6 protein-coding genes, 2 rRNA genes and 1 riboswitch are annotated in these 14806 nt (G+C 49.5%); all 8 genes read right to left on the minus strand.

Annotated features, from left to right (window positions below; genetic code table 11):
* Nucleotides 1–70: 70 nt before the first annotated feature.
* Nucleotides 71–2998, minus strand: a 23S ribosomal RNA gene (locus NSQ38_RS01230).
* Between the two features lie 315 nt (nt 2999–3313).
* Nucleotides 3314–4864: ribosomal RNA gene (locus NSQ38_RS01235) — 16S ribosomal RNA — on the minus strand.
* The 16S and 23S rRNA genes sit together here, the layout of an rRNA operon.
* A gap of 774 nt (nt 4865–5638) precedes the next feature.
* On the minus strand, nt 5639–7015 hold the full coding sequence (locus tag NSQ38_RS01240; RefSeq protein WP_091039082.1) for an NCS2 family permease: 1377 nt from the start codon (nt 7013–7015) through the stop codon (nt 5639–5641).
* 170 nt (nt 7016–7185) lie between these two features.
* Nucleotides 7186–7285: riboswitch (purine riboswitch) on the minus strand.
* Between the two features lie 402 nt (nt 7286–7687).
* Nucleotides 7688–7939, minus strand: coding sequence for a hypothetical protein (locus tag NSQ38_RS01245; protein WP_339786414.1), 252 nt, complete (start codon nt 7937–7939; stop codon nt 7688–7690).
* Nucleotides 7940–8180: 241 nt separating this feature from the next.
* Nucleotides 8181–9719, minus strand: a complete 1539-nt coding sequence (gene guaA, locus NSQ38_RS01250) for a glutamine-hydrolyzing GMP synthase (protein ID WP_091018677.1) — start codon at nt 9717–9719, stop codon at nt 8181–8183.
* 380 nt (nt 9720–10099) lie between these two features.
* Nucleotides 10100–12463 (minus strand): transglutaminase-like domain-containing protein, encoded by a 2364-nt coding sequence (locus NSQ38_RS01255; protein WP_339786418.1) that lies wholly within the window; start codon nt 12461–12463, stop codon nt 10100–10102.
* On the minus strand, nt 12450–13715 hold the full coding sequence (locus tag NSQ38_RS01260; protein ID WP_339786421.1) for a DUF58 domain-containing protein: 1266 nt from the start codon (nt 13713–13715) through the stop codon (nt 12450–12452). Before NSQ38_RS01260 ends, NSQ38_RS01255 begins: the two co-directional genes overlap by 14 nt.
* A complete protein-coding gene (locus NSQ38_RS01265; RefSeq protein WP_339786423.1) occupies nt 13712–14701 on the minus strand; it encodes a MoxR family ATPase in 990 nt (329 codons plus the stop codon). The genes NSQ38_RS01260 and NSQ38_RS01265 overlap by 4 nt, the downstream gene beginning before the upstream one ends.
* Between the last annotated feature and the right edge of the window lie 105 nt (nt 14702–14806).

The following is a 14806-nucleotide window of genomic DNA, read 5'->3' on the forward strand; positions in this document are numbered from 1 at the left end:
TAGCTTACATTTCAGAGATCGTTCTCTGAAAACTAGATTCGAAACGAAACATGCGAATTACAACTTGCTATTGGATAAGCCCTCGACCGATTAGTACTGGTCAGCTCCATGCATTGCTGCACTTCCACCCCCAGCCTATCTACCTCGTCGTCTTCAAGGGGTCTTACATACTGGGAAATCTCATCTTGAGGGGGGCTTCACGCTTAGATGCTTTCAGCGTTTATCCCGTCCGTACATAGCTACCCAGCGGTGCTCCTGGCGGAACAACTGGTACACCAGCGGTACGTCCATCCCGGTCCTCTCGTACTAAGGACAGCTCCTCTCAAATTTCCTACGCCCACGACAGATAGGGACCGAACTGTCTCACGACGTTCTGAACCCAGCTCGCGTACCGCTTTAATGGGCGAACAGCCCAACCCTTGGGACCTACTTCAGCCCCAGGATGCGATGAGCCGACATCGAGGTGCCAAACCTCCCCGTCGATGTGGACTCTTGGGGGAGATAAGCCTGTTATCCCCAGGGTAGCTTTTATCCGTTGAGCGATGGCCCTTCCATGCGGTACCACCGGATCACTAAGCCCGACTTTCGTCCCTGCTCGACTTGTAGGTCTCGCAGTCAAGCTCCCTTATGCCTTTGCACTCTTCGAATGATTTCCAACCATTCTGAGGGAACCTTTGGGCGCCTCCGTTACTCTTTAGGAGGCGACCGCCCCAGTCAAACTGCCCACCTGACACTGTCCCCGCACCGGATTACGGTACCAGGTTAGAACCTAGATACGATCAGGGTGGTATCCCAACGTTGCCTCCACACAAGCTGGCGCTCATGTCTCTTAGGCTCCCACCTATCCTGTACAGATCGTACCCAAATTCAATATCAAGCTGCAGTAAAGCTCCATGGGGTCTTTCCGTCTTGTCGCGGGTAACCTGCATCTTCACAGGTATTAAAATTTCACCGGATCTCTCGTTGAGACAGCGCCCAAGTCGTTACGCCATTCGTGCGGGTCAGAATTTACCTGACAAGGAATTTCGCTACCTTAGGACCGTTATAGTTACGGCCGCCGTTTACTGGGGCTTCGGTTCACAGCTTCGGGATTACTCCCTAACCACTCCCCTTAACCTTCCAGCACCGGGCAGGCGTCAGCCCGTATACTTCGCCTTACGGCTTCGCACAGACCTGTGTTTTTGCTAAACAGTCGCTTGGGCCTTTTCACTGCGGCCCCCTCGTGCTATTCACACTACCGGGGCACCCCTTCTCCCGAAGTTACGGGGTCATTTTGCCGAGTTCCTTAACGAGAGTTCTTCCGCGCGCCTTAGAATACTCTTCTCGCCTACCTGTGTCGGTTTGCGGTACGGGCACCTTCACCTGGCTAGAGGCTTTTCTTGGCAGTGTGAGATCATGACCTTCGCTACTATAATTTTCGCTCCCCATCACAGCTCAGCCTTACAATGTGCGGATTTGCCTACACATCAGCCTCACTGCTTAGACGGACATCCATCAGTCCGCGTCACTACCCTACTGCGTCCCCCCATTGCTCATAACGGCTTACGGTGGTACAGGAATTTCGACCTGTTGTCCTTCGACTACGCCTTTCGGCCTCGCCTTAGGTCCCGACTTACCCTGAGCGGACGAGCCTTCCTCAGGAACCCTTAGGCTTTCGGCGGATCAGATTCTCACTGATCTTTTCGTTACTCATACCGGCATTCTCACTTGTATAATGTCCAGCGCTCCTTACGGTACACCTTCAACCCTTATACAACGCTCCCCTACCCCTGATGCAAAGCATCAAGCCATAGCTTCGGTGGTGTGTTTAGCCCCGTTACATTTTCGGCGCAGAGTCACTCGACCAGTGAGCTATTACGCACTCTTTCAATGGTGGCTGCTTCTAAGCCAACATCCTGGTTGTCTGTGCAACTCCACATCCTTTCCCACTTAACACACACTTGGGGACCTTAGCTGATGGTCTGGGCTGTTTCCCTTTTGACAATGGATCTTAGCACTCACTGTCTGACTCCCGGAAGTAAGTCTATGGCATTCGGAGTTTGACTGAGCTTGGTAACCCTTGCGGGCCCCGCACCCAATCAGTGCTCTACCTCCACGACTCTGTTTTCCGAGGCTAGCCCTAAAGCTATTTCGGGGAGAACCAGCTATCTCCGAGTTCGATTGGAATTTCTCCGCTACCCCCACCTCATCCCCGCATTTTTCAACATGCGTGGGTTCGGGCCTCCAGTGCGTGTTACCGCACCTTCACCCTGGACAGGGGTAGATCACCCGGTTTCGGGTCTACGTCCACGTACTACATCGCCCTATTCAGACTCGCTTTCGCTGCGGCTCCGGCTCTTCACCTTAACCTTGCACGGGAACGTAACTCGCCGGTTCATTCTACAAAAGGCACGCCATCACCCCTAAAACGGGCTCTGACTTTTTGTAAGCACACGGTTTCAGGTTCTATTTCACTCCCCTTCCGGGGTGCTTTTCACCTTTCCCTCACGGTACTGCTTCACTATCGGTCGCTAGGAAGTATTTAGCCTTGGCAGATGGTCCTGCCGGATTCATACGGGGTTTCACGTGCCCCGCACTACTCGGGATCCGTCTCGGAGGGAACCAACTTTCAACTACAGGGCTTTTACCTTCTTTGGCGGGCCTTTCCAGACCTCTTCGCTTAACCGGTTCCTTTGTAACTCCATGTGAGACGTCCCACAACCCCAAAGAGCAAGCTCTCTGGTTTGGGCTTCTCCGCGTTCGCTCGCCGCTACTGACGGAATCACTATTGTTTTCTCTTCCTCAGGGTACTTAGATGTTTCAGTTCCCCTGGTATGCCTCTACACAACCTATGTATTCAGTTGTGAGTAACTGGAAATTACCCCAGCTGGGTTTCCCCATTCGGACACCCCCGGATCAAAGCTTGCTTACAGCTCCCCGAGGCAGTTTCGTTGTTCGCCACGTCCTTCATCGGCTCCTAGCGCCTAGGCATCCTCCGTGTGCTCTTAGTAGCTTAACCATTTTGTTCCGGTTTTGACTGCTCGCTTCACTTGTTTTGCTTGCGCAAAGCCAAAAGTCGCTCCCATCCAATACCATCACAAAAGCAATTTAACTACCTTTATACACTTCACTTGTTTACACAAGATCAGCTTAAAGGAATGTTCTAATTCGCGTTTGTTTCGTTTCGATATCTAGTTTTCAAAGAACAAGCTCCATGCAAAAGCAAGCTGTTTGAGAGTTTGAGCTCTCAAAACTGAGCAACGAGTGAGTAACTAGCCGACCTGGCTAGATTTTATATTTGAATGTTTCCGTTGCAGGAAACGATTCTCCATAGAAAGGAGGTGATCCAGCCGCACCTTCCGATACGGCTACCTTGTTACGACTTCACCCCAATCATCTATCCCACCTTCGGCGGCTGGCTCCTTGCGGTTACCCCACCGACTTCGGGTGTTATAAACTCTCGTGGTGTGACGGGCGGTGTGTACAAGACCCGGGAACGTATTCACCGCGGCATGCTGATCCGCGATTACTAGCAATTCCGACTTCATGCAGGCGAGTTGCAGCCTGCAATCCGAACTGAGACCGGCTTTGTTGGGATTGGCTCCATCTCGCGATTTCGCAGCCCGTTGTACCGGCCATTGTAGTACGTGTGTAGCCCAGGTCATAAGGGGCATGATGATTTGACGTCATCCCCACCTTCCTCCGGTTTGTCACCGGCAGTCTATCTAGAGTGCCCACCCGAAGTGCTGGCAACTAAATATAAGGGTTGCGCTCGTTGCGGGACTTAACCCAACATCTCACGACACGAGCTGACGACAACCATGCACCACCTGTCTCCTCTGTCCCGAAGGAAAGATACATCTCTGTACCGATCAGAGGGATGTCAAGACCTGGTAAGGTTCTTCGCGTTGCTTCGAATTAAACCACATACTCCACTGCTTGTGCGGGTCCCCGTCAATTCCTTTGAGTTTCAGTCTTGCGACCGTACTCCCCAGGCGGAGTGCTTAATGTGTTAACTTCGGCACCAAGGGTATCGAAACCCCTAACACCTAGCACTCATCGTTTACGGCGTGGACTACCAGGGTATCTAATCCTGTTTGCTCCCCACGCTTTCGCGCCTCAGCGTCAGTTACAGCCCAGAGAGTCGCCTTCGCCACTGGTGTTCCTCCACATATCTACGCATTTCACCGCTACACGTGGAATTCCACTCTCCTCTTCTGCACTCAAGTCACCCAGTTTCCAGTGCGATCCGGGGTTGAGCCCCGGGATTAAACACCAGACTTAAATGACCGCCTGCGCGCTTTACGCCCAATAATTCCGGACAACGCTTGCCCCCTACGTATTACCGCGGCTGCTGGCACGTAGTTAGCCGGGGCTTTCTTCTCAGGTACCGTCACCTTGAGAGCAGTTACTCTCCCAAGCGTTCTTCCCTGGCAACAGAGCTTTACGATCCGAAAACCTTCATCACTCACGCGGCATTGCTCCGTCAGGCTTTCGCCCATTGCGGAAGATTCCCTACTGCTGCCTCCCGTAGGAGTCTGGGCCGTGTCTCAGTCCCAGTGTGGCCGATCACCCTCTCAGGTCGGCTACGCATCGTCGCCTTGGTGAGCCGTTACCCCACCAACTAGCTAATGCGCCGCAGGCCCATCCCCAAGTGACAGATTGCTCCGTCTTTCCAGTTTTCTTCAGGCGAAGAAAACAACTATTCGGTATTAGCTACCGTTTCCGGTAGTTGTCCCAAACTTGAGGGCAGGTTGCCTACGTGTTACTCACCCGTCCGCCGCTAACCATCCGAGAAGCAAGCTTCTCTTCAAGTCCGCTCGACTTGCATGTATTAGGCATGCCGCCAGCGTTCGTCCTGAGCCAGGATCAAACTCTCCAATAAAGTATTGAAAAGAGCGATAAGCTCATTTTGAATCTGACGAGATTAAAAATCTCATTTGTGCTCCAGTCGATTCAAGCCAAGGCTCGTCTCAACTTTCGCGTTCATTCTGCAAGCAGAATGTTTACTCACTCGTTGTTCAGTTTTCAAAGATCAAACTTGTTTTGTTACCGAATGTCGTTCTCTTCAGCAACTCTTATATAATATCATGTCCGAACCAACTTTGCAAGCTCTTTTTTTAAGTTTCTTTCGAAGCTTATTTCATTTGCTTGCCGCACCGTGTATCTCGTGTTTTTTTGGCCGGAAATAGAATATACCATGTACAATTATGGAACGCAAGTCTTTTTTTCGATAAACATTAAATTCTTATAAAATGAGTACTCTGTAGACCTTTTAACAAGTATCTCCTTATAACCGGCTAAATGATACATCTGCGCACTAACTTTAATGATCGGAGTAATTAACTTATATACGCAAAAAGTTTTTCACATGATCCCTAATCCAATTATAGAGAAACTCATCTTGTATACAGTATAGACTCATCACGTTATAGAAACTTATTAACCGATGATTTCATTGGATAAACAACCAACAGATCATAGAACATTATACTCATTCCTTCTATATAGAAGGAAAACATTTTTAAAATTCATTTTTCCCAAGAAAAGAAAACAAAAAAAGCGAAAGCTCCGGGTTTAAATCCCGTGGCTTTCGCTTCTTTCTCATATATAAGGTAACAAACTTATCTCCGTATTCTTCATTAAAACTAATGTACGCTTATTCCCCGCCAATAAATACGTATCGGCAGACTACAATGATCGCCAAGATCCACATGAGCCAGTGAATTTTCACTTTACGCTCTGTAACCAAGTTACTGAACACCGCCAGAATCACATAAGATACGATACCTGCGGAGATCCCGTTTGCGATTCCACCTGTGAAAGGCATCAATACAATGGTAAGGAAAGCGGGGAAAGCTTGCAGGAAATCATCCCACTCAATGCTACGTACCTGACTCATCATAAGCACACCCACGATGATCAATGCCGGAGCCGTTGCAGCAGATGGAACAACTAGCGCAAGTGGCGCAATAAACAGGGCCAAAATGAACAACAAACCTGTCGTTACCGAAGTCAGTCCTGTACGTCCACCCGCCTCAACACCTGAAGCACTTTCAACGTATGCTGTAATGGTACTTGTACCCAGTGCAGCACCTGCGCTGACACCAACTGCATCGACGAGCATCGCTTTACCGATCGTTTTCTCGCCTTTTTTCTTATCTTTCATAATCCCCATACGTGTTGCAGTACCTACCATCGTACCAAACGTGTCGAACAATTCAACGAAGGTAAAGATGAAGATGATCTCGAACAATCCGAGACTGATGGCACCTTTCAAATCCAGCTGTCCAACCGCCAGATCACTGAAGTTAGGCAACCAGCTTGCGCCTGAAAGACCACTCAGATTCGTAACGCCCATCGGAATACCAATCAGCGTTGTTGCTACGATCCCGATCAGCAGAGCGCCTTTGACGCGCATAACCATCAGTATAGCAATAAGGAGCAAACCAATCAGAGCCAGCAATGCATCGTGATGTGTTATAAAGTTACCCAATGACAGGTTAAAACTGCTACCTGGAATCGGCTGACTCAGGTCTGCGTCTGGTGCAACATTAACTGTTACAGCCACGAGATTAGCAAGTTTGAAACCAATAATGGTAATAAAGAGACCGATACCAACTGTAATGGCCATTTTGATCGATTGTGGAACTGCAACAAGCAGCATTTGACGAATCTTCGTCACGGTCAAAATAATGAACACGATACCGGAAAGGAATACCGCTCCGAGAGCCGCTTGCCAAGTAATCGCTCCATTCGAACTTAGAACGACAGTCATGAAGTACGCATTCAGCCCCATACCTGGTGCAAGTGCGATCGGAATATTCACGAACAATCCCATAATAATAGTCATTAATCCGGCGCCGACGGCTGTTGCAAAGAATACTGCATTATCCGACATCCCCGCACCGGCTTGTCCCAAGAACAACGTATTTACAAAAAGAATGTAAGCCATTGTCATAAACGTAGTGAGACCCGCAACAATCTCCGTTCTAACGTTTGTTCCGTTTTCTTTTAATTTAAAGAAACGATCCATAATTACTAACTCCCCCTTAGAGATGTTGAAGCCATATTGAAAAACGACAAATGACCCTGATGAAGATTCTTCACCCAGGGTTCAGCTGACAAGGAGTGGCATGATGCCTTTACTAAGAACAAAAAAATTCTAATGTGCGTGATGTCCCCGCAATCATGTAGAATTCATGTGCTTAGCCTTCTCCTCTTCGTAGCCAGATCATTAGGGTGATCTCGTAGAGACTCCCGGGCCAATCCCCAGGATTATACGAATAAGTATGCGCTATTTGTTTGTTTCCCATCACTATTTTAGGAGGGCAGTATGTTTTTGTCAATGAGAAAAACGAATATTAATATCACCCTTTTATAATATCGTTCGTATTATTTAACAGATTGAACCAGTTCAGCGGTTTACAACCCAATTGAATACGCTTTTTTCGATGAGATCTCAATGGAATATGTCCATTCTTTCATGGCGAAAGTTCCGCAGGATAACCTAAAAAGCTAGCCTGATTAAAGGGCGAGAAGCGCTCTAATCAGGCTAGCTTATGTTTCTGATGCGTTTTAGCAATCAGGTGAATGATGATATAGGAATAACGATGTCTCGTATTCCGAAGACTTATACTCATTAGGTATATGGAGCAATTTGCGACATGTTCCGGAGCTACTTTTTACCGGATCAGTCCTATGTTAATTATATCTCTGCCTGCGGAGTATCTTGTACCTCTTGTTGTTCCTGATTTGCGTTCGTTGTTGAGTCAGAGGATAATTCCTGGTTTCTGGTCTGATCGGAAGAAGCATCCGTTGCCTCTAAGTTCACAAATGGAAAGTCCCCCGAACCGGAAGCCAGATCTTGCATACCTGAACCGCATCCTGCCAGCATCACCATCAGAAACGCACTTCCAATGCCCATCTTCCATTTGCTCATATAGTCGGTTTTACGCATACATTCAATTCTCCCTTCAGTAGACATATTGCCTTTAGTATGTACTTATTGTACAGGCCGGACCTGAAAGGATCATGAAGTGAACTTTAAAATGGGATTAATTTTGAGACTTTATTATTTGTAAAACAATACCCTCACAAAAATTAATCAAAATATTCTCCTTATAAAAAACGCCCCTTTATTTGCGAAATACCGCAGATAAAAGAGCATTTTTTTATAATCTATTTTAAGAGTCTATACCCTATTCCCACTCGATCGTTGCAGGTGGTTTGGAAGTTACGTCATAGACGATACGGTTTACGTTATCAACTTCGTTAACAATCCGTACGGAGATTTTCTCCAGCACATCCCAAGGGATACGTGCCCAGTCTGCAGTCATACCGTCGATGGATGTTACAGCACGGATACCTACGGTGTAGGAATACGTACGCGCATCACCCATAACGCCAACACTCTTCATGTTCGGCAGGGCTGTGAAGTACTGCCAGATTTCGCGGTCAAGACCGGCTTTGGCAATCTCTTCACGCAGGATGTAGTCTGAATCACGAACAATTTTAAGTTTCTCTTCAGTAACCTCACCAAGAACACGGATCGCAAGACCCGGACCAGGGAACGGCTGACGGTGTACAATTTCGTCCGGCAGGCCACACTCTGTACCGACTTTACGTACTTCATCCTTGAACAGCGTACTCAGTGGCTCGATCAGTTTGAAGTTCATGTCTTCAGGCAGACCGCCCACGTTGTGGTGGGATTTGATGGTCTGTGCAGTCGCTGTACCACTTTCCACGATGTCTGTGTACAGTGTACCTTGCGCGAGGAATGCAAAGTCATCGAACTGCTTGGACTCTTCGTCAAATACGTAAATAAACTCGTTACCGATGATTTTACGTTTTTGTTCTGGATCATCCACGCCAGCCAGTTTGGACATGAAGCGCTCTTGTGCATCAATTTTGACAACTTTCATGTCGAATTTGCCGACAAACGTCTCCATTACACTTTCCGCTTCGCCTTTGCGCAGCAGACCGTGGTCGATAAACATACATGTCAGTTGATCACCAATGGCTTTGTGAAGCAATGCAGCTACAACGGAAGAATCTACACCGCCGCTAAGCGCACATAGTACTTTACTGTCGCCAACTTTTTCACGAATGTCTTTAATGGTGTCATCGATGAATGTTTCCATCGTCCAGTTGCCTTCGCAACCACAGATTTCGAACAGGAAGTTACGAATCATGTCGTTACCGCGAACAGAGTGACGTACCTCCGGATGGAACTGGACAGCATACAATTTACGCTCATCGTCGCTCATGGCAGCGATTGGCGCACTTTCCGTACCTGCATCTAGTTTGAAACCTGGAGGAAGTGTAACCACGTGGTCACCGTGACTCATCCATACTGTATGTTCGCCTTCGATACCTTTTGCCAGTGTAGATCCAGCGGCAAACTCAAGGTCTGCTTTACCGTATTCTCGTTTCTCGGAACGTTCTACTTTACCTTCGAGCTGTTGTGCCATAAGCTGCATTCCGTAGCAGATACCGAAGATTGGCAAGCCTAGGTCATAAACACCTGGGTCCACGTGTGGAGCATTCTCAGCGTATACGCTGGACGGCCCACCTGAAAATACGATTCCTTTTGGTGCCATTTCTGCGATCTTTTCCGCCGGTGTGTTATACGGCAAAAGCTCGCTGTATACGCCAAGATCCCGGATTCTTCTGGCGATTAACTGGTTGTATTGGCCCCCAAAGTCAAGGACAACCACAATCTCATTCTGCTTATTCATAACCGTGCCTCCCTCAATTCAATGAAACTAATTATACGCAACGACAAAACATACCGTCAAGGAAAGGCGAAACTCCTTTTTTCGACATATCAAAACAGGATTACCAAATGCCTTTAAATATGAAATTCCGAATAGAAAAGCTTGGCAGCAAGATGCTGGTTCAAGTGTATGATCGTGGAAAGACGCCTCGTTCGCAGCGTAGTGCGAAAGGCGTCTTATGTATGGCATGCAGCGATAAACCAAACGCTGCACTTAAATAACAATGCGCCAGTCAATGGCGATCTTCATCTGCCCACAAGTGGCCAAGCTCTATTGATAAGTGATAGCGATTGTATGGCAGCAGCTTCGCATCTTTGGTGTAACGTTGTAACATCCTTGTGTTACAACGTCTGCAACCGCCGGGCCAGACGAAGTGCCCGGCGCAGGAAGTCCAGGCTGTCCGCGCGCAGCGGACGGTCTGGCCCGTACAGCAGCCGTTCCCAGTCGGCTGCAAACCGCGCGATGTCCGCGCCGTCCGCGCCTGCGGCCACAGCCGGTGACGCTGCATATTCACGCAGCGTCATCCCCGGCGGCCGCGGGCCGTACCGGCGCGCGAGCGCGGCCCAGACCGGAGCGGCGGCACCCAGCAGCCGCTCGCGGTCCGGGAAGCTGCTGCGTGGCCACGCCAGCAGCAGCCTAATCCGCAGCGCGGGGCGTAGCCGCCGCATGCGGACCAGAGCAGCGGCGCCCAGCAGGGCCGCTGCCACAAGGGCTGCCGCGAGCCATGGCTCCGCGGCAATGGCCCGTGCGCGGGCGAGCAGCCATGCGCCCGCTTTAGCCAATCCGCCGCTCATATACGACGGAGTCTCCGCAACAGGCTGCGCCCCGGCAAGCGCTGCAGCATATTCGCCCGCGCCTTGCGCCATGGTGAAGCCTGGCGTGGCCTCAAACGGCATCCAGCCTGCACCCGGAAAATACACCTCTACCCAGGAATGTGCATCTCCCTGTGAAACCACATACTGACCGGGTGCATCCGGGTCAGCTACTCCGGGGCCAAAACCTTTAACCCAACGTGCGGGGATACCCTCTGCACGCAGCAACACAATCATGGCTGTGGAGAAATGATTGCAATACCCCTGCCGGGTGACGAATAGAAAATCATCCACAAAATCGGTTCCACGCGGTGGCATACGGGTATCCAACGTATACTCGGCATGAGCAGCCAGATATGTCTTGACGGCCTGCACAGCGTCATACCGGGTCTCACTGCCTTGAATGATTTCCTTGGCAAGCGTCTGCACTCGACCGGGGAGTGATGTAGGCAATTGCAGATAGTCCCTCCGAATGGCTGCCGGATCTTTCCCTTTATTCGTTTCCTCAAGCAGACGTAACTGTTCAGGTGTTGCGATAGGAACCATGACGTCTGCCGAATAATTTTTAACTATCTTATCATCCCCTGAGCTCGCGAGCCACAATGTTGCCGAATCGCGATTAGACAGCAAAGAAAACATGTTTTCCTGATTATCCTTGTTCTTATCCTGAAACGATACGTTGACCGGTATGCCCCCGGTAAAAAGTGGATTTGGTCCTTTCCACTCTCGCTGCATCGTGACAGTTTGGCGAATGCGACTCCAATAGGTTGGATTCTCCCAACCATCAGCACGCAGCATTCCGGATGGACTGGCCGTTTCGAAGCTTTGACCCGGATCACTCCAAGTACTACCGTTATAATATGAACGGGTCTCCCCTCGCCAATACGTCACTTTTGGACTCTTTGCTATAAAAAAGATGGAATTCCCCTGCACCAACGGTGCTCCCATAGGCGCGTCCGCTGTGCTATATCCCGTGACTGCCGTTGCAGCAGGGATACTACTGTGCTGTGTATACCCTGCCCATCGAGCTAAGCGTTCACCCATCTGCTCCAAAGATATGCGTTCCGGCTGAGGAATGGAAGCAAACTGGCCAGGTAACGCGGAGAAAAGCACCATACCTGCAGAAGCAACGATAGTTACTGCACTCCAACGGCCATAGGGGCTGCCGCAATAACTCGGAGTAGTGACTCCTGCATTGAGACGTAATAGCTGGAGCAGAGCCTGAATAAGAAAAGTCCATAGGACAGACCGTATTACAGAAGCATACACATCCAGCCCCGCAAAGGATTCAAGCAAAAGCAAATAGAGCAGTGTTGCACTGCCAAACAGCATAACGCTTCGACGTAACAATACGAGGGATTGCACAGAAGCCATGAGCATGCTCCAGCCGCACATCATGAACAAACCTCTCGTTTCTGTACTAATCGAGTGAAATCGCCAGTTATTTATAAAAGTGTCCATATCCGCTGAAAATATCCCCGGATAAGCGACCGCCCAACGGACAGGATCACTTCCTCCGTACATCAGACATAAAGCAGCGAGTGCAATGAATAATCGAATCAGTACTCCGGTGATCCATCCTGTACGAATTAACCCCGCGAGCAACAATGCTCCCGTTAATCCCGCCATTACGGACAAGAACCGTTCACTGCCCTGCTGATCTGATGATGTAACAGGATATATCCACTCCAGAGACAGTATAAGTAAAATGGCCGAAATAACAATTTTGTACAGGATAGGTACGCTCACATATCCCTCATCCTTTATATCCGTCACAGAATTCTGGTTCACAACTTTATATACGGAATGGGCCGATTCCATTCTCGTACGGTCCGTTGACTCTAAGTCGGCCACAGTGGAATTGGGTTGCTGGTTACCATTACGCTCCCACATCCGTTACCTCCACCTTTCCCAATGAAGATAACGCAACGTCTGTAACCGCATGGATCGGCACCCCGCTGTGACGAAGCCGCTCCAAACTTAAGCTGTCATATCCCAATCCATTCATCAATCTATCCGTTGATCCTAATTGGTCCTGGTTTGCTTCAGTCAATTGCACCTCTACACGATAACCCGACCCGATTGCAGTTAAGATCCATTCGGCCAGAACCTGATCCATCTTACCGGTGAGAACCACAATTCGCGACCCACTCGTCAGTCCATCCAGCATCTCCGTTCGGAGTGAAACAGAGCCTGATTGTGCTTTGGATATTTGTGCCCCCGCTAACTTGTCCAGTCCATGATTCTCATCATCTGCATGGAACGGCCCATGCTGCCATTGATCTTGTGCATCATAGCTCTTATCGCCGCCTTCCATCCACAGGTGATAAGGAATGTCATCCCGCTCAGCGGTATGAATCCAGCGGGCAGCTGCACGAACCACTCGTTCAAAAGCAGGTGCATCCATGTTCTCCTGTTGTTTTACGTCATAACCCGACGCGCCTTCATACACAAGGATGCCTAGCGAAGCCAGATCCGTGGTATCAGGCAGAAAGGTCTGAAGTTTACCCGTTTTGGCTGTACTTTTCCAATGAACTCTTCCCAGTGGGTCACCCTGCTGATATTCACGGAATTCAGGGCTACGGTTTCCCTGGCTATTTCTTCGCTCCGACAGAGTCCCTTCGATCATCGCTGCGAATTCTACCGAATCACCCTTCCCCCAAGCCGTTGCTTGAGGAACAACAATCAGGGGTGTACCTCCTTCGGTCTCTGCGGAGAGGGTATTCCAGCCAAACATATCACCCCAGTACAATCTGCCCGTATCCCATCTGTAGATTCCTCTGCGTAACCCGGAACATTCATATTGATAGGAAAATTGTCGCCGTGTTCCCGGGAAAATTAATTTGCGATGAACACCTGCAGGTGTGTTCTCACACAGAACGATCCACAACAATGGAATACGGCATTTGAATTCCAGTTCGACCAGAACCCGTACCTGCTCGCCTGCCTCAATCCGGTTCGTGTGTATTTTCCGACGGATGTGAATACGTCGTGGTCTGAACCAATGGAGAAGCAGACCTCCTGTGAACATCAAGAAAGTTATAACGGATAGAAACAACGCCGCTTTGCCCCCATGCCACTGATACAAGGAAGCAAAAGCCACCACCAAGACAGCACTCACAATCCGTTGTCCCAGCGCAGTCATTGCTTCCGTCCCCTTCCCTGTGATGCCATCTGTACAGGTACCGGGACCGATGACAATGCTTCTTCAATGACCTGTACTTGCCCCCAAACCTCCGCTCTGTTCTGGGCCTTCAATTGAATACGGTGGGAAAGGACAGGCACAGCTACCTCTTTCACATCATCCGGAATGACATAACTGCGTCCTTGAAGATAGGCAAATGACTGCGCCGCAGCCATCCAGGCCAGTGTTCCACGCGGACTGATGCCCAATCTGACCGCCGGAAGGCTGCGAGAGGCTACAGCAACGGCCACCAGATACTGTTTGACGACCGGATCAACATGTACCTGTTTGACTTCACGCTGCATGGCTACGACTTCTTCAGCAAGCAGGACAGGGCGAAGTTCATCAAGCGCTTCTCTACCTTGCATGTGGGTTAACAATTCCAATTCCTGTGCCGGATCGGGATACCCCAGTCCAATTCTCATCATAAATCGATCCAGCTGCGCTTCAGGCAGACGGTACGTACCCTCGAACTGTAACGGATTCTGTGTCGCCAGCAGAAAGAACGGGCGTGGCAAGGCATAGGTTGTGCCATCAACCGTAATACGTCGTTCCTCCATTGCCTCCAGCAGGGCAGACTGAGTGCGTGGTGAAGCGCGATTTATTTCATCAGCCAGGACAATGTTGGACATGACAGGTCCGGGCCGAAACTTGAATTCAGCTGTATGTGGATGATAGATTGAAGTGCCCGTAACATCAGCCGGCATGACATCGGACGTGAATTGAATCCGGCCCATGGAGCAGTCCAGTGCAGAAGCAACGGCACGAACCAGCATCGTTTTCCCGGTACCCGGCACATCTTCCAGAAGTACATGACCTCCACTGAGCATTGCAGTGAGGACATAACGAATCTCTGTTTTTTTGCCAATAATCACACTCTCAACACGCTTCATAACCCTGTTTAACAATTCGACCGCATGTTCATGTTCCATTCGGATATAAGACATTTCTCTGATCTCCTTCCGTTCATCAGCATTCCTGAACCATAGTAATCTATGATTCAGTGTTGCCCGGAAGTAGAGAGAATAGTCCTGCAAGAATGACTTTCTTCA

The sequence above is a fragment of the Paenibacillus sp. FSL R7-0313 genome (assembly GCF_037969885.1).
Lineage (GTDB): Bacteria > Bacillota > Bacilli > Paenibacillales > Paenibacillaceae > Paenibacillus.